The organism is Microbacterium sp. MRS-1 (genome assembly GCF_000585455.1).
GTDB lineage: Bacteria > Actinomycetota > Actinomycetes > Actinomycetales > Microbacteriaceae > Microbacterium > Microbacterium laevaniformans.
The window spans coordinates 23674-39930 of record NZ_JAUF01000057.1 but is presented as its reverse complement, the minus strand read 5'-3'; the positions used below and the strand labels follow the sequence as shown (position 1 = coordinate 39930).

Genomic DNA, 16257 nt, shown 5'->3' with positions numbered 1-16257 from the left:
CGCCCCAGCCGCAGCCAAGGAGGGAGGATCAGCCTCGCGGCTTCTCCACCATCTCGGTCGTCTCGATCTCGTCGCCGACCTGGATGTCGTTGTACTTGCCCAGTCCGATACCGGCCTCGAAGTCGGTGCGGACCTCGGTGACGTCGTCCTTGAAGCGGCGCAGCGACTCGATGGCCAGGCCGTCGGCCAGCACGACGCCGTCGCGGATGACGCGAGCCTTGGCATTGCGCGTGATCGTTCCCGAGCGCACGATGACACCGGCGATGTTGCCGAACTTCGAGGAGCGGAACACCTCGCGGATCTCGGCGACACCCGACTGCACCTCTTCGAACTCCGGCTTGAGCAGGCCCTTGAGCGACTGCTCGACGTCGTCGATCGCGTTGTAGATGACCGAGTAGAAGCGCACGTCCACGCCCTCGCGGGCGGCACGCTCGCGGGCCTTGGTGTCGGGACGGACGTTGAAGCCGATCACGATCGCGTTGTCGATCGTGGCGAGGTTGATGTCCGACTCGGTGATCGCGCCGACGCCGCGGTGGATGATGCGCAGCTGGACGCTGTCGTCGACCTCGATCTTCAGCAGCGACTCTTCCAGCGCCTCGACGGCACCGGAGACGTCGCCCTTGATGATGAGGTTGAGCGACTCGACCTTGCCCTCTTCGAGAGCACGGGTGAAGTCCTCGAGCGAGATGCGCTTGCGGGCCTTGGCCAGCTGGGCGTTGCGCTCGGCGGCCTCGCGCTTCTCGGCGATCTGGCGAGCCAGGCGGTCTTCCTCGGTGACGATGAAGACGTCGCCGGCGCGGGGCACCGAGTTCAGACCCTGCACCTGGACGGGACGCGAGGGGTAGGCCTCGTCGACCGCGTCGCCGTTCTCGTCGATCATGGCGCGGACGCGGCCGTAGGCCGTTCCCGCCACGATCGCATCGCCGACGCGGAGCGTTCCGGACTGGATGAGCACCGTCGCCACCGAACCGCGGCCCTTGTCGAGCTTCGCTTCGATCGCGACACCGCGGGCGGCCTTGTTCGGGTTCGCCGTGAGGTCGAGCCCGGCGTCGGCCGTCAGCAGGACGGCATCCAGAAGCGCCTGGATGTTCGTGCCCTGACGCGCCGACACGTCGACGAACATGACGTCCCCGCCGTACTCCTCGGCGACCAGCCCGTACTCGGTGAGCTGCTGGCGCACCTTCGCGGGGTTCGCGTCGGGCTTGTCGACCTTGTTCACCGCGACCACGATCGGCACGCCTGCGGCCTGCGCGTGGTTGAGGGCTTCCACCGTCTGCGGCATGATGCCGTCGTCGGCGGCGACCACGAGGATCGCGATGTCGGTGACCTGCGCACCACGGGCACGCATGGCGGTGAACGCCTCGTGTCCGGGGGTGTCGATGAAGGTGATGGCGCGCTCGATGCCTTCGTGCTCGGTCCACACCTGGTAGGCACCGATGTGCTGGGTGATGCCACCGGCTTCGCCCGCGACCACGTTGGTCTGGCGGATCGCGTCGAGCAGTCGCGTCTTACCGTGGTCGACGTGGCCCATGACGGTCACCACCGGAGGACGGATCTCGAGGTCGTCCTCGCTCTCCGCCGCCAGTTCGGCCTCCAGGTCGAGACCGAAGCCCTCCAGGAGCTCCTTGTCCTCGTCCTCGGGCGAGACCATCTGGATCTTGTAACCGAGCTCGGCACCGAGCACCTCGAAGGTGGCCTCATCGAGCGACTCCGTCGCCGTGGCCATCTCGCCCAGGTTGAAGAGGATCGTCACGAGCGTGCCGGGCTGCACGGTGTAACCGCGCAGGGCCTCGAGCTTGTCCGCGAAGTCGGCGATGGATGCACCGCGGCGCAGGCGAATGATCTCGCCGTTGCCCTTCTGGACGTTGACGCCGCCGACGACGGGCGCCGACCGCATCTCGAATTCCTGCCGCTTCGCACGACGCGACTTACGCTGCTTGCTCTTGCCGCCACCCTTACCGAAGGCACCAGCGGTGCCGCCGCCGGGACCACGGCCACGACCGCCGCCACCGGCCGGACGACCCGCGAAACCGCCGGGAGCTCCCGGTCCGCCCGTGCCGCCGGGGCGCTGGAATCCACCGGCACCACCGGGACGACCCGGACCACCGGGACGCTGCTGGAACGGTGCACCCGGACGGCCACCGCCGCCGGGCCGACCGGCGCCACCGGGACGCGGGGCACCCGGACGCGGCGCGCCGGGGCGAGGGGCCTGAGGACGCGGGATGTTGCCCGGCGTCGGGCGCTGGCCCATGCCCTGCGCGGACGCGAAGGGGTTGTTGCCGGGACGCGGGCCGGCGGGGCGCTGCCCCATGCCCTGCGCGGACGAGAAGGGGTTGTTGCCCGGTCGCGGTGCACCGCCCGGACGCGGTGCCTGCGGGGTGCTGGCACCAGGGGTCGCCGGTGCGGCGGGTGCCGCCTCAGCGGCGGCGGGAGCAGCCGGAGCGGCGGGAGCCGCCGGCGTCGCGGGAGCCGGCGTGGCGGCCGCGGCGGGCGTGGCCGGTGCGGCGGGCTTCGCCGGTCCGGGACGCGCCGCCGGGCGAGCGCCCGGCGTGGGGGCCTTGGGAGCCGCGCCCGCCGCCGGGGCGGCAGCGGAGTCCGCCGGCTTCTTCGCTGCACCCTCGGCCTCGAGGGCCGCGCGGAGCTTGCGCGCCACCGGGGGCGCAATGGTCGATGAGGGGCTCTTGACGTATTCGCCGAGCTCCTTCAGCTTCGCGAGGGCGACTTTACTGTCGACGCCGATCTCCGAAGCGATCTCGTGCACGCGTGGGTTTGCCACAATTCTCCTGTCTGAGGTCTCCCCCGGACAGGGCAGACCGTTACTTGCGGACGGGTCTCATTTCGAGCCGTTCACTTTGTGTCCATAGCCGTTCAGCCGTTTCGCTGGTGGGTGTTCTGAAAGGTCTGCGTGTCGAGTGGTCCCGACACACGCAATGCTCGTCCGAAGGCGCGGCGCCGGATCGCGGCATCCACACACGCATCCGTGTCATGCACCCACGCACCTCGCCCGGGGAGGACGGCTTTCTCGTCGGCGACGAGGACACCGTCCCTGTCCACCACCCTCAGGAGGCTGGACCGGGAGACGCGTGCGCGGCATCCCACGCACGTTCGAACAGGATCCATCCTACCCCCACTCGCCACGCGGAGATTGCGATGCGGGGCGAGAGCGAGCAGCCGGGCCGGATCTCTCGGTCACGACTCGAGGATCGAGTCGGGCTGGATGTCGATCTTGGCGCCGGTGAGCTTCGCGGCCAGACGGGCGTTCTGACCCTCCTTGCCGATGGCGAGCGAGAGCTGGTAGTCGGGAACCAGCGCACGCACCGCCTTGGTGCCGGCGTCCAGCACGAAGCTGGACGTGACCTTGGCGGGCGACAGGGCGTTGGCGACGAACTTCGCGAGCTCCGGGTCGTAGTCGACGATGTCGATCTTCTCGCCGCCCAGCTCTTCGGTGACGGCGCGCACGCGTCGTCCGAGCTCGCCGATGCAGGCACCCTTGGCGTTGATCGCCGGATCCTTGGCCGTGACCGCGATCTTGGTGCGATGGCCGGCCTCACGTGCGAGAGAGGTGATCTCCACGAGCCCCGACGCGATCTCCGGCACCTCGAGGGCGAAGAGCTTGCGGACAAGGCCGGGGTGGGTGCGCGAGACGGTGATCTGCGGACCCTTGGTGCCCTTCGACACCGACGTCACGTAGACGCGCAGACGGGAGCCATGGGCGTACTGCTCACCGGCGACCTGCTCCTCGGGCGGAAGGATGGCCTCGACGGTGCCGAGGTCGACGTGGACCATGCGGGGGTTGGGCCCCTGCTGGATCACACCGGCGACGATGTCGCCCTCCTTGCCCCGGAACTCGCCCAGGATGGCGTCATCGGCGATGTCACGCAGACGCTGGCCGATCACCTGCTTGGCGGCGTAGGCGGCGATGCGGCCGAAGTCCTCGGGCGTCGACTCCTCCTCGCCGATGATCGCGCCGTCCTCGTCGCGCAGGGGAATGTAGACGGCGACGTGACCGGTCTTGCGGTCCAGGAGCGCACGTGCGCCCTCGGGAAGCTCCCCGTCGGGAGAGGTGTGCTTGGCGTAGGCGGTGAGAATCGCCTGCTCGATGATCCCGACCAGTTCGTCGAACGGGATCTCCTTCTCGCGCTCGACCGTCCGTAGCAGTCCCAGATCGATGTCCACAGGTGCCTCCCTATTCAGCTCTCGACGCGAGGTCACCCTCGGTCACCCGGCCGATTTTACCCGATGGCCTCCGCTGGCGGACTCCGCGGCCGTGCATACTGACGGAATGGATGCCGCAGACCCCCCACCCGCACACGTGATTGCAGAGCCGCGGCGCGCGGATCCCGGTTTGATCGGCCTGCTCGGGTTCGTGATCGCGACCCTCACCGCTCAGCTGGCGCATCTGGGTGTGCAGAACGAGAGCGCGGTGTTCTGGGTGGGCGCGGTGTTCGGGGGCCTCGTCCAGGTGATCGCGGGGATGCTCTCCTACTTCGTCGGCGACGACTTCCACTTCGTCGTCTACAACGCCTTCGGGTGGTACTGGATCTGCATGCCCGGATTCCTCCTCGGCGGAGAGCTCGGCTTCTTCGAGGTGTCGGGCCCGGCGCGCCCGTTGTTCTCGATGATGTTCGCGGTGCTCGCGCTCGGATTCATGTTCGCCGGCGCCACCCACAACTCGGCGCTACCGCTGACCCTGCTGCTCGTGGCGGCGGGGCTGGCACTGGAAGCGGTCGCCGCCTTTGCCGGCGCGGCGACGCTGGGCACCGTCGGAGCATGGCTGCTGATCGGCGCGTCGGCGCTGGCGTTCTACATGCTCGTGGACAAGTTCGCCTGGCGCACGATGGGCCGCCACATCGTCCCCCTCGGGCCGCCGTGGATCCGCCGGGGCGACGTGCCCGCCGAACACCCGTGAACGACGCCCGCCGCGCGGCTGCCGCGACGCGGCGCCACCCGCTGGTGCAGGCACTCGCGCGGGCCGGCTTCGCCGCCAACGGCCTCGTCCATGCGTTGATCGGCACCCTGGTCGTCGCCATCGCGGCCGGCGGTCGGGGCGAGGCCGATCAGGTCGGCGCGCTCCGGACGGTCGCCGCGGTACCGTGGGGCGCCGTTCTGGTGTGGGCGATCGCGATCGGCCTCTGGGGCCTGGCGCTGTGGCATCTGGCCGCGGGCATCACGTCTCGGGGCGACGGGCGCTGGGGGCGGCGGGCCTCGGAGTGGAGCCAGGGCATCGTCTTCGCCGCCGTCGGCACGCTCGCCGCCTCGATCGCCCTGGGCGCGGCGCCCGATGCCGATGGGAGCGCGCGGGCGGCCAGTCGCGGCATCCTCGCGATGACGGGTGGGCCATTCGTCCTGGCCGCCGTCGGAGTGGGCATCGCGGTGGCCGGTGTGGTCTTCGTCGTGATGGGCGTGCGTCGCTCGTTCGAAAAGCGCATGTCCATCCCGCGATCCGCGCTCGGCACGCTGGTCCGCTCGCTGGGGGTCGCGGGCTTCATCGCCAAGGGGGCCGCGCTCGGCATCCTCGGCGTCCTGCTGCTCGTGGCCGCCGCCCACGCGGATGCCGCACGCGCGGGCGGCCTGGACAGCGCCGTCGACGGACTGCTCACACTGCCGGCCGGGCGCGCCATCGCCGTGGCCCTCGGGATCGGGCTGGTGGCCTACGGCGTCTTCTGCGGCTTTCGGGCGCGCTACGCGCGGCTCTGAGGCCTGCGGGACGGGCTGTCAAGGCCCTGGGGCGGCCGTGGGCGGGCGGGCAGGCTCGGGGCATGAGCGAAATCACTGGAACGGAGGCCCGCGACCGCGTGAAGGCACTCGTCGAGGACATCGACATCACCATGCTCACCACCGTGGATGCCGCGGGACGCCTCGTCAGCCGGCCGATGAGCACGCGCGAGATGGACGAGAACGGCGACATCTGGTTCTTCACGTCCGACGAGACGAAGAAGGCGGAGGAGGTCGAGGCCGACCGCGACGTCAACCTGGCGTACTGCGACGCCAAGGGCATGCGCTACGTGTCGGTGGCCGGCCGAGCCGCCCTCGTGCACGACCGCGCCCGCATGGAGCAGTTGTGGTCGCCGTCGGTGGACATCTGGTTCGAGGATGGACTCGACACGCCCGACATCGCACTGCTGAAAGTCACACCGGTCGAGACGGAGTTCTGGGAACCCGCCCACGGCAGGCTCGTCATGGCGGCCGGCATGCTCAAGGCTCTGGTCACTCGCGACGCCCCCGACGACACGATGAACCACGGCAAGCTGATGTGCTGAGGACCGCATCGGGCCGGCTCCCGTCGGCCTGATCAGGCGGGACGCGCTTCGGCAGGCGCGCTCGGCAGGGCGTTGACGGCGCGGATCAGGTGATGCAGATCACCGACGCGGCGCTGTGCGAACGTCATGACGAGGCGCGGTGCCGCGAGGTCGTCCTCGTCCTCGCGCTCTGCTTTCAGCGGGCCGCGGCGCTCGATCGCACCGTCGGCGAGCAGATCCGCGAACCTGTCGTTGAGTGCCGACACCTCGGCATCCGTCGGTTCGGAGCGCAGCCGCAGCACGAGGCGTCGCCCGACCCATCGCAACGAGACGTAATTGCGATAGAAGCCCGTGATCTCCTCGACGGCGGCATCGACCGAGTCCGTCATCACGACGCGATCGAGATCGTCGGCGGAGATCACGCCGTCGGGAATGAGCTGTTCATCGGCGAAGCGGCGCAGCCCCGCCCAGAAGGCGCCTCCCGGGCGATCGAGCAGCACGATCGGCGTGGGAACGGCTTTTCCCGTCTGCTGCAGCGTCAGCAGCTCGAACATCTCGTCGAGCGTGCCGAAGCCTCCCGGCAAGCAGACGAAGCCACTGGATTCCTTCACGAGCATGAGCTTGCGGGTGAAGAAGTACTTCATCGCGACGTTGCGCTCGTGCGCGGCGATGATCGCGTTCGGTTTCTCCTCGAACGGCAGGCGGATCGAGACGCCGAGAGAGTGTGTGGGTCCGGCGCCCTCGGCGGCGGCTTGCATGATTCCCGGGCCTGCTCCGGTCACGGTCATCCAGCCGCGAGCGGCGAGGGCTGCAGTCAGTTCCACCGTGAGCCGGTACAACGGCGAGTCCGGGGCCGTGCGCGCCGAGCCGAACACCGTCACCTTCGGGACACCTCGAAACGGCGCGAACAGTTGGAACGCGGCGCGCATCTCGGTGAGAGCAGCCGATGTGATCTTGAGGTCGAGGCGATCGGCGCGGTCGAGACCCATGCCGACGCCCGTCGCGAGGATGCGTGCGATGAGATCTGCATCCTCGACGACGCCGGCCTCGTCCAGCAGGCGTCGGATGCCGTCGGTCACCGCGGGAGGGAGCGTGGAGCGTTCTGCCATGTCCCCACCCTCGCATCCTCGACGGTCATCGGGTGAACGATCACCGAACGCGGGTCTCTTTCCCCGCCACCGTCAGCCGCGGACTCACCGGCGCGGAAGCCGCGGCGACCTGCAGGCCGACGCGCACGCTCTGACCGGCGGCGAGCGCGCCGGCCCAGTCCTTTCCGGTACAGGCGATGGAGCCGGAGGCGACCGTACACGACATGCCCCAGGCGTTGACCACCTGCGTCGCTCCCGGGCTGGACCAGGAGATCGTCCAACCGGCGACCGCGCGAGAAGCGCTGACGGAGAACTCCGCCACATAGCCGTCCTGCCACGCGCTCTGCAGCATCCAGGTGGCGGAAACCGGTGCGGAGCCCGGGGACGGGAGGGACGTGGGCGTGGGCGACGACGTGGGCGTGGGCGACGGCGTAGGCGTGGGCGTGGGCGACGGCGTAGGCGTGGGCGTGGGCGACGTCCTGGGCGTGGGCGACGACGTAGGCGTGGGCGACGACGTAGGCGTGGGCGACGGTGTCCGGGTGGCGGACGCGGTCGGCGATGGCATCGGGGTGGCGGAACCTCCGGCGAGCAGCGGCGCGAGCGCGGCGAGCTTGGCCGTCTGCGTCGTCTTCCAGTCGTCGGCGACCAGCCCGCCGGTGTCGCCGCTGTTCGGGTTGAACGACCAGTAGCCGAAGCTCAGGCCGTTCGTCCCCAGGTAGGACACCAGAGCCCTCAACCATTGGGCGTCACTCGTCGTCTCGAGCTTCGTGCCGAACTCCCCGACGAAGATCGGCGCGGAGCCGGTGCGGGCCAGATATCCCCAGTTCGCGTCCCAGACCGACGGCAGGTTGGCGGGGTAGTTCGGCGCCGAGAACCACGACTGCCCGTACACCGAGGCGGGATACTCGTGCGGCGAATAGACGACCCGGTTCGATGTCGCGAGCACCACGGGCTTGGCGCCGGCATCCTTCAGGCCGCCTCCCCACCAGGTCGTGCTGGCATCGTTCTGGCGTTCCACGCCTTCGACGATGATCAGCAGTCGGGGGTTGGCGGCGAGCACGGCATTGCCGGCGCGCGTCGCCGCCGCCCACCAGTCGCGGGAGGTATCGCCGCACCCCCAGCAGGCGGAACCGTGCGGCTCGTTGTGGAGGTCGGCGCCGACCACCGTCGGGTCATCGCGGTAGCGGTTCGCGAGCATGACCCAGTCGTCGATCCAGCGCTTCTCGCTGTAGGTCGAGGTGTACCAGAGCTCGGACTGGCCCGACGACTCGATGCGGTGACGGTCGAGGATGACGCGCAGCCCGTGGGCGCGCGCCTTGGCGATGACCGCATCCATCAGCTGCAACGGCGTCAGCGCGACCAGGTCGGGATTGCGCGAGGCGTCGATGGACGATGTCGTGGATGCCGCGAGGCACTGGTTCGAGTACGGCAGTCGCACCGTGTTGAACCCCATGGCCGCGATCTGCGCGAGGCCCTCGTCGAGGGTGATCGACCACAGCCCGTGCGGCGCGCAGTTGGGAGTCTCCAGCCCGAACCAGTTCGCCGCCTTGATGGTGACGGTGCTTCCGTCCGCGGCGACGATGCGCGAGCCCGAGGTGTGCCACCACCCGTCCGCAGCGGCGTGCGCCGACAGCGGGGCCACGGCGCCGACGGCCAGCACCGCGCTGACGGCGAGCGCCGCGATGCTCATGAGGCGGCGGATGCCGAGGGGACGACGACGATCGCGCATGCGCATTCCTTTCGATGCCAACTGCGGGGGTGGTCGGCGTCTCGCGACAGGTGGCATCGTCGACGATCTCGCCGCCCCCAGAGTAGCGACCCGGCGCTCGCCGCGTCGCCGCTGGTCCCCAAACGCTTGCTCGACCATGGCCCAACACGCTTCCCATATTAGAACATATGTTCTATACTCGGATCATGAACATCGACACCGACCTCGAGCCGGACCCCGGCTTCTGGGCGGACATCGTGGCGATCGAGTCGTCACTGCCGCCGCGCGATCCCGTCGCGCAGGTCACCGATATCGCCGCGGTGGTCGCCGTCCACACGGCGGAGCAGTACGCCTGCGTCGCCGCCGCGCGAAGCGATGCGATGGCCGCCGCGGCACCGCACGCGTGCACCGACGACATGATCGACCGGTCGCTGCGACTCGAGCTGGCGGCGGCGCTTCGGATCACCGAGTACGCGGCCGGCGATCTGATGGCCCGCGCGACGGCGTTGGTCGAGCGCTACCCGGCGGCATGGGATGCACTTCACGGGGCACGCATCACCGACCAGCACGCACGTTTCCTCGTGGACGTGCTCGACAGCGTCGATCCCGCGATCGGGTCGCGGCTGATCGATGACGCGGTGTCGCTGGCCGAACGCCTCCCCGCGGGAACCTTCCGCCGCCGGCTGCGCGATCTGGCCACCGCGGCGACCGCAGAGACCCTTGCCGACAAGCATGCGCGCGCCGTCGACGAGCGGCGGGTGTCCGTCGCCCCCGCCGGCGACGGCATGTCCCTCCTGACCGCGTATCTGCCGAGCGTCGAGGCCCACGCCATCTTCGACCGCCTCACCCGCATGGGAAAGGCCATCGCGGGCCATCGAACCGGTCGTGGCGGGGCGGTTGCCGCGCTGGCGACCCCCGGCGCCGCGTCCGCAGACGAGGTTCCGCCCGACGAGCGAACGCTCGACCAGGTACGCGCGGACATTCTGGGCGATCTGCTCATCGACGGTCGCTGCGACGGCCACGCTCCGGCTGTGGCGGGCATCCGTCCGACAGTCGTCGTGACAGTGCCGGTGCTGTCGCTGCTCGACGATTCCCACGCGGCGTCCGAGCCGGCCACCGTCGAAGGTGTGGGTCCCGTTCCGATCGACCAGGCACGACGACTCAGCGGCGGCGCCACGAGCTGGCTGCGCGTTCTGACCCACCCCGAGACGGGCGCGGTGCTGTCGGTCGGGCGCCACCGCTACGACCCGCCGCCTGAGTTGCGTCGGCTCGTCAGGTGGCGGGCGGAACGGTGCATGGCTCCGGGCTGCGTCATGCCCGCCTCGCGATGCGACATCGACCACACCGTGGCCTGGTTCGACGGCGGGAACACCTCCGCGGACAATCTCGCACCCCTGTGCGCCGGGCACCACACGGTGAAGCATCACGGCGGCTGGACGGTGGTGCAGCTCCCCGACAGCGGCGGTGTCGTGGAGTGGACGTCGCCGTACGGCCGGCGCTATCTCGTGGAGCCCGAACGACGCATGCCGGTGTTCCGAGCGGCGCAACCCTCAGAGCGCGCAGCGCCGTCGGACGACCGCGCGGCACCGTTCTGACCCGCACACGCCACACGCACGTGTGCGCACGTGCGCCACGCGGGCCGGCTCGCGCGGGCCCCTCGAAGAGCGGTGCGAGCGGTGCGCGCGACGGTCAGCGCGCGGCGAGGCGGGTGACGGCCTCGGCGGCCGAGACGAGCGTGCGTTCGCCGGAGCGACGATCCCAGAGCTCCACCTGGCCCTCGGCGGCGCCCCGGCCGACGATCACGATCTGCGGCACTCCCACGAGCTCGGCGTCGCCGAACTTGACGCCGGGCGAGACCTTCGGTCGATCGTCGTAGAGCACGTCGAGACCGACCGCATCGAGATCCGCCGACAGCTTCTCGGCGAGTTCGAAGGCCGCGGCATCCCGCCCCGTCGCCACGACCTGCACGTCGAACGGCGCGACGGCTGCGGGCCAGATAAGGCCCTTGTCGTCGTTGTTCAGCTCGGCGATGATCGCGAGGATCCGCGTGACGCCGATGCCGTAGGAGCCCATCGTGACGGTGACGAGCTTGCCGTTCTCGTCGAGCACCTTCAGCCCCAGCGCCTCGGCGTACTTGCGCCCCAGCTGGAAGACGTGACCGATCTCCATGCCGCGCGCAAGCTCGACAGGTCCCGAACCATCGGGCGCCGGATCGCCCGGCCGCACCGTTGCGACCTCGACGTAGCCGTCGGCGGCGAAGTCGCGTCCGGCGACGAGCGAGTGCACGTGCTTCTGATCGATGTTCGCACCGGTGATCCAGCGCGTGCCGTCCACGACGCGGGGGTCGAGGACGTAGCGGATGCCGGTGGCCGACTCCTCGCCCAGGATCGCGCCCTGGGGAGACCACGGCCCGATGTACCCCTTGACCAGCAGCGGGTGCTTCTCGAAGTCCTCGGGCGTGGCGGGCTCGACCTCGGCGGGCGCGAACGCCACCTCGACGCGCTTCTCGTCGACGTCGCGATCGCCGGGGAGACCGACGACGACGAGCTCGCGGCTGCCGTCGAGGTGGGTGAGCGCGAGGACGACGTTCTTGAGGGTGTCGGCGGCGGTGTACTCGCCGTCGAGCACGGCGTTGGTGTGCGCCACGAGCGTCTCGATCGTGGGCGTGTTCGGGGAGTCGAAGATCACCGGCTCGCCGAACCCGTCGAACGCGATGGGCTCGGGCGCCAGGGTCTCGAACGCCTCCACGTTGGCCGCGTAGCCGCCGGCCGAGCGCACGAACGTGTCCTCGCCGATCGCCGTCGGGTGCAGGAACTCCTCGCTGCGCGAGCCGCCCATCGCTCCGGCATCCGCCTGGACGATGACGTACTCCAGGCCCAGCCGCTGGAAGATGCGCTCGTAGGCGTCGCGCTGCGCCATGTAGCTGGTGTCGAGCCCGGCGTCGGTGTAGTCGAAGGAGTACGCGTCCTTCATCGTGAACTCGCGGCCGCGCAGGAGTCCCGCGCGCGGACGTGCCTCGTCGCGGTACTTGTCCTGAATCTGGTAGATCGTTAGGGGCAGATCCTTGTACGAGCCGTACAGGTCCTTGACCAGCAGCGTGAACGCCTCTTCGTGCGTCGGGGCGAGCAGGTAATCGGCGCCCTTGCGGTCCTTCAGACGGAAGATGCCGTCGCCGTACTCCTCCCAGCGCCCGGTCGCCTCATAGGGGTCGCGCGGCATCAGTGCCGGGAAGTGCACTTCCTGTGCGCCGGCGGCCGCCATCTCCTCGCGGATGATGTTCTCGATCCGCGACTTGACCCGCAGCCCCAGCGGCAGCCACGCGAAGATTCCCGGTGCCTGGCGGCGGATGTAGCCGGCGCGCACGAGCAGGCGATGGCTCGTGACCTCGGCATCCGAAGGGTCTTCGCGAAGCGTGCGGAGGAAGAAGTTCGACAGACGGGTGACCACGAGCGTCAAGCCTAGTCCGCAGCCACCTCACCCGACCGCCCTACACTGGCCGGGTGCCGCACCGCCGCTCCCGCTTCGTCGCTCGATCTCTGCGCGGTGAACTGGCCGCGTCGCTGTCTGCGCTGCGACATCAGCTCGCTCTGCCGGACGGATACCCCCGTGACGCACTTGCCGAGGCGATGGCCGCCGCGGCACGCGTCTCGACGGATCCGACCGCGACCGGCCTCGCCGATCTCCGCGATGTCGCCTTCCTCACGGTCGACCCGGCCGGATCGACCGACCTCGACCAGGCGCTGCACCTGGAGCGCACCTCGACGGGCGCCGTCCTGCACTACGCGATCGCGGACGTTCCGGCATTCGTGGCACCCGACGGCGCGCTGGATGCCGAGACCCGCCGTCGCGGGCAGACGCTGTACGCGCCGGACGGACGGATCCCCCTGCACCCGGCGGTGATCAGCGAGGACCACGCGTCCCTGCTGCCGGGCGTGGACCGACGCGCGTACGTGTGGCGGTTCGTGCTGGACGAGGGCGCCCGCCCGACGGAGACGACCATCACCCGCGCGATCGTGCGGTCGCGGCGCCAATGGTCCTACTCCGAGGCGCAGGCGGCGATCGACGCCGGCGCTGCCCCCGCCACCCTCGCCGCGCTGCCATGGTTCGGCGCCGCCCGGGCCGAACGGGAGCGCGAGCGCGGGGGCGCGAGCCTGAACCTGCCGGAGACGCGTATCGTCACGGCGGCGGAGGACGACGCCTACGGTCTCGAGCGCGCCGACGGTGTGGCGTTGGAGGATTGGAACGCCGATGTCTCGTTGCTCACCGGCATGGCGGCGGCGCAGATCATGATCGACGGTCGCGTCGGCATCCTGCGGACCATGCCTCCGGCCGCGTCGACCGACGTGGAGGAGTTCCGGTCACAGACGATGGCTTTGGGACTGCCGTGGACCACCGACGTCGCCTACGGCGACTATCTGCGCAGCCTCGACCGTTCGCCCGCCGCTCTCGCTGTTCGCGAATACGCGGCGGGCCTGTTCCGCGGAGCGGGCTACGCGACCTTCGACGGCGAGCTGCCTGAACAGCGATCGCAGGCTGCGATCGGCGCCCCGTACGCTCACACGACTGCTCCCCTGCGACGCGTGGTCGACAGATGGTCGCTGGTGATCTGCCATGCTCTCGTGAACGGTGAAGAGGTTCCCGGGTGGGCGCGCGCATCACTTCCCATCCTCCCCGCGATCATGGCGCGCAGTTCGTCGATCGCCGCCCAGCTCAGCTCCGGGGCGATCGATCGTGTCGAGGCGGCGCTGCTGGCCGGACACGTCGGGGACGAGTTCGACGCACTCGTGCTCAGCAGACGCGGGGACGAGGCACGCATCCAGCTCATGCAACCGGCCGTCGAGGCGCGCGTGGCGCGCGTGGCGGCTGCGCCCGGCACCCTCGTACGTCTGCGGCTGGATGCGGCGTCCGTTGACGAGGGAACCGTCCGGTTCAGCGTCGTCTGACGGCCTCCGCCCGAGACGGATGTGCGACGGGCGTCGCGTCCAACCTGCGATATATTGCATACCGTGCCACTCGCTGCCGTCCCCGTGCCCCGCGCACTTCTTCGCGACGACGTGCACGCGCGCCTGCAGGAGGCGATCGTCGACGGCAGCCTCGCCCCCGGTGAGCAACTGCGCGACGCAGAACTGGCCGAGCGACTCGGCGTCAGTCGCACGCCCGTGCGAGAGGCGCTGCTCGAACTCGCTCAGGCCGGGCTCGTGCAGGCGACTCCCGGCCGGTCCACCGTCGTCGCCCCGATCGACCCCGATGCCCTCCGAGACGCGCAGGCCGTGGTCGGCGCTCTCCATGCACTTGCCGTGCGCACCGCCGTCCCCCGTATGACGACACACGACCTCGACGAGATGCGCGCGGCGAACGCCGCTTTCCGCGACGCCCTGTCGGCCGGCGACATCGACGGCGCCCTCGAGGCGGATGCGCGCTTTCACCGCGTCGCCCTCGAGGTGTGCGCGAATGCGGCAGCCGCGGCCGTCATCGCCCGCTATGAGCCGGTCCTGCGCCGCGTGGAGCGCCTGCGGTTCGCCTCCCACGAAGGCGCGGCCTCCGCCGACCGCCACGACCGCCTGATCGCGCTGTGCGCGGCCGGCGCCGCCGACGACGCCGCACGCCTCGCCGAGAGCGCCTGGCAGTCCCTCACCATCTCCCCCGCCCCCACTGAACAGGATCCCTCATGAAGCTGCACGAGTTCGCTCGCCACCCGCTCACCTTCGGGCCCAGCCCGTTGCAGCACCTGGCGCGGCTCAGCGACCACCTCGGGGGCGCGCAGATCTGGGCGAAACGCGAGGATGTGAACAGCGGCCTCGCGTTCGGCGGCAACAAGGTGCGCAAGCTCGAGTACATCGTCCCCGACATCCTCGCCTCCGGCGCCGACACGATCGTCTCGATCGGCGGCTACCAGTCCAACCACACGCGCCAGGTCGCGGCCGTCGCGGCGCATCTCGGGTTGAAGGCGCGACTCGTCCAGGAGAAGTGGGTTCCGTGGGACGACCCCACCAACGACAAGGTCGGCAACATCCTGCTCTCGCGCATGATGGGCGCGGATTCGCGCCTCGACGATGCCGGCTTCGACATCGGCATCCGCGACTCGTGGAAGCAGGCGCTGGCCGAGGTCGAAGCCGGCGGCGGTACGCCCTACCCCATCCCCGCCGGAGCGAGCGAGCACCCGCTCGGAGGTCTGGGCTTCGCCAACTGGGCGTTCGAAGTCGCCGAGCAGGAGAAGCAGCTCGGCGTCTTCTTCGACACGATCATCGTCTGCACCGTCACCGGATCGACCCATGCCGGAATGATCGCGGGATTCGCCGCGCTCGAAGAGGCGACCGGCGTCCGACGTCGCGTGCTGGGAATCGACGCTTCCGCGACCCTCCGGAAGACTCGCGATCAGGTCGCGCGCATCGCTCGGCATACGGCGCAGCTCATCGAGCTCGGCCGCGATCTGCGCGATGACGAGATCCAGGTTCTGGAGGGGTGGGCGGGTGAGCTGTACGGCATCCCCGTCGACTCCACGATGGAGGCCATCGAACTCGGCGCACGGCTGGAAGCGATGATCACGGACCCCGTCTACGAGGGGAAGTCCCTGGCCGGGCTGATCGACCTCGTCGGCTCCCGCGACATTCCGGCATCGTCCACCGTGTTGTACGCGCACCTCGGTGGGCAGCCGGCGATCAACGCGTATCACTCGCTCTGGGACCCGAGCGCCTCCCGGTGACGCGGGCGAGCGGCCCCACTCCCTCGCGCCGCTCGAAGACGAGGTGGGTTTCGGTGGTGAGTACCGCCTCGTGCACCGTGATGTGCTGGAGGACGATGTCGCGCAGCGCCGCGGCATCCTCCACGGCCACATGCACGAGGAAGTCGTCCTCGCCTGCCACGTGAAAGGCCTCGATCACGCCGGGCGTCGCCACGATCGCGTCGAACAGCTGCCCGACCCCCTCGCGAGTGTGTCGACCGAGACGCACGCGGATGACAGCTTGCAGCGGAAGACCGAGGGATGCCGGGTCGACGAGGACGCGGACGCCGGCCAGCACCCCGCGAACGCGGAGGGAGCGAATGCGGTATGCGCAGGTCGACTCCGCGACGCCGAGTTCTTCGGCGAGCGCTTTGTTGGACCGGCCGGGCGCGCGGACCACTGCCGCGAGAATCCGCAGGTCGAGCTCATCGAGGGCGGATGCCGTGCTTTGCTGTTCAGCCAAGTGCGCCTCCTGAACGCTCGTCTCGGATTGCTCAGTTC

Annotated in this window: 14 protein-coding genes; 7 read left to right on the top strand and 7 right to left on the bottom strand. The window is 70.0% G+C overall.

Translation table 11 applies throughout. The features are described from left to right. Positions 1–28: 28 nt before the first annotated feature. The 3 genes from infB to nusA form a co-directional block, all read right to left on the bottom strand. Complete coding sequence (gene infB, locus AS96_RS10465) at positions 29–2776, bottom strand: translation initiation factor IF-2 (RefSeq protein ID WP_197017293.1); 2748 nt, start codon at positions 2774–2776, stop codon at positions 29–31. Positions 2777–2868: 92 nt separating this feature from the next. After that, positions 2869–3120, bottom strand: a complete 252-nt coding sequence (locus tag AS96_RS15030) for a YlxR family protein (protein WP_081768041.1) — start codon at positions 3118–3120, stop codon at positions 2869–2871. A gap of 69 nt (positions 3121–3189) precedes the next feature. Continuing rightward, entirely contained in the window at positions 3190–4176 is a 987-nt protein-coding gene (nusA, locus tag AS96_RS10460; protein WP_005048719.1) for a transcription termination factor NusA, read from the bottom strand. 106 nt (positions 4177–4282) lie between these two features. Between nusA and AS96_RS10455 the strand changes: the two genes are divergently transcribed. From AS96_RS10455 to AS96_RS10445, 3 genes are all read left to right on the top strand, one after another. Continuing rightward, positions 4283–4909 carry an acetate uptake transporter family protein gene (locus tag AS96_RS10455; protein WP_036289426.1) on the top strand — a complete coding sequence of 209 codons (627 nt, stop codon included), beginning with the start codon at positions 4283–4285 and terminating at the stop codon, positions 4907–4909. Further along, the gene (locus AS96_RS10450) at positions 4906–5697 is read left to right on the top strand and encodes a DUF1206 domain-containing protein (RefSeq protein ID WP_036289424.1); all 792 of its coding nucleotides are present in this window, start codon (positions 4906–4908) and stop codon (positions 5695–5697) included. Before AS96_RS10455 ends, AS96_RS10450 begins: the two co-directional genes overlap by 4 nt. A 62-nt stretch (positions 5698–5759) precedes the next feature. Beyond that, the gene (locus AS96_RS10445) at positions 5760–6260 is read left to right on the top strand and encodes a pyridoxamine 5'-phosphate oxidase family protein (protein ID WP_036289422.1); all 501 of its coding nucleotides are present in this window, start codon (positions 5760–5762) and stop codon (positions 6258–6260) included. A gap of 32 nt (positions 6261–6292) precedes the next feature. Here AS96_RS10445 and AS96_RS10440 read toward each other — a convergent pair whose 3' ends face one another. Beyond that, positions 6293–7348 (bottom strand): TIGR00730 family Rossman fold protein, encoded by a 1056-nt coding sequence (locus AS96_RS10440; RefSeq protein WP_036289420.1) that lies wholly within the window; start codon positions 7346–7348, stop codon positions 6293–6295. 40 nt (positions 7349–7388) lie between these two features. Then, on the bottom strand, positions 7389–9056 hold the full coding sequence (locus AS96_RS10435; RefSeq protein ID WP_036289418.1) for a cellulase family glycosylhydrolase: 1668 nt from the start codon (positions 9054–9056) through the stop codon (positions 7389–7391). A 185-nt stretch (positions 9057–9241) separates the two neighbouring features. On the opposite strand from AS96_RS10435, the gene AS96_RS10430 reads away from it, so the two are divergent. Next, complete coding sequence (locus AS96_RS10430; protein ID WP_231477229.1) at positions 9242–10630, top strand: HNH endonuclease signature motif containing protein; 1389 nt, start codon at positions 9242–9244, stop codon at positions 10628–10630. A gap of 94 nt (positions 10631–10724) precedes the next feature. Here the strand turns inward: AS96_RS10430 and AS96_RS10425 are convergent, their stop codons facing one another. Next, on the bottom strand, positions 10725–12482 hold the full coding sequence (locus tag AS96_RS10425; RefSeq protein WP_036289415.1) for a proline--tRNA ligase: 1758 nt from the start codon (positions 12480–12482) through the stop codon (positions 10725–10727). A gap of 53 nt (positions 12483–12535) precedes the next feature. On the opposite strand from AS96_RS10425, the gene AS96_RS10420 reads away from it, so the two are divergent. From AS96_RS10420 to AS96_RS10410, 3 genes are all read left to right on the top strand, one after another. After that, positions 12536–13978, top strand: coding sequence for an RNB domain-containing ribonuclease (locus AS96_RS10420; protein ID WP_036289413.1), 1443 nt, complete (start codon positions 12536–12538; stop codon positions 13976–13978). Positions 13979–14041: 63 nt separating this feature from the next. After that, positions 14042–14707: a GntR family transcriptional regulator gene (locus tag AS96_RS10415; RefSeq protein WP_036289441.1), complete on the top strand. Its 666-nt coding sequence runs from the start codon at positions 14042–14044 to the stop codon at positions 14705–14707. After that, a complete protein-coding gene (locus AS96_RS10410) occupies positions 14704–15738 on the top strand; it encodes a 1-aminocyclopropane-1-carboxylate deaminase (protein WP_036289411.1) in 1035 nt (344 codons plus the stop codon). The genes AS96_RS10415 and AS96_RS10410 overlap by 4 nt, the downstream gene beginning before the upstream one ends. On the opposite strand, the gene AS96_RS10405 is transcribed toward AS96_RS10410, so the two are convergent. After that, positions 15695–16219: an Lrp/AsnC family transcriptional regulator gene (locus tag AS96_RS10405; protein WP_036289409.1), complete on the bottom strand. Its 525-nt coding sequence runs from the start codon at positions 16217–16219 to the stop codon at positions 15695–15697. The genes AS96_RS10410 and AS96_RS10405 overlap by 44 nt on opposite strands. Positions 16220–16257: the final 38 nt, after the last annotated feature.

Bases quoted from the DNA above. Each gene is read 5' to 3' on its own strand.
- AS96_RS10445 (WP_036289422.1), top strand. From the start codon at position 5,760: ATGAGCGAAATCACTGGAACGGAGGCCCGCGACCGCGTGAAGGCACTC.
- AS96_RS10455 (WP_036289426.1), top strand. From the start codon at position 4,283: ATGGATGCCGCAGACCCCCCACCCGCACACGTGATTGCAGAGCCGCGG.
- AS96_RS10440 (WP_036289420.1), bottom strand. From the start codon at position 7,348: ATGGCAGAACGCTCCACGCTCCCTCCCGCGGTGACCGACGGCATCCGA.
- AS96_RS10435 (WP_036289418.1), bottom strand. From the start codon at position 9,056: ATGCGCGATCGTCGTCGTCCCCTCGGCATCCGCCGCCTCATGAGCATC.
- AS96_RS10430 (WP_231477229.1), top strand. From the start codon at position 9,242: ATGAACATCGACACCGACCTCGAGCCGGACCCCGGCTTCTGGGCGGAC.
- AS96_RS10410 (WP_036289411.1), top strand. From the start codon at position 14,704: ATGAAGCTGCACGAGTTCGCTCGCCACCCGCTCACCTTCGGGCCCAGC.
- AS96_RS15030 (WP_081768041.1), bottom strand. From the start codon at position 3,120: ATGGATCCTGTTCGAACGTGCGTGGGATGCCGCGCACGCGTCTCCCGG.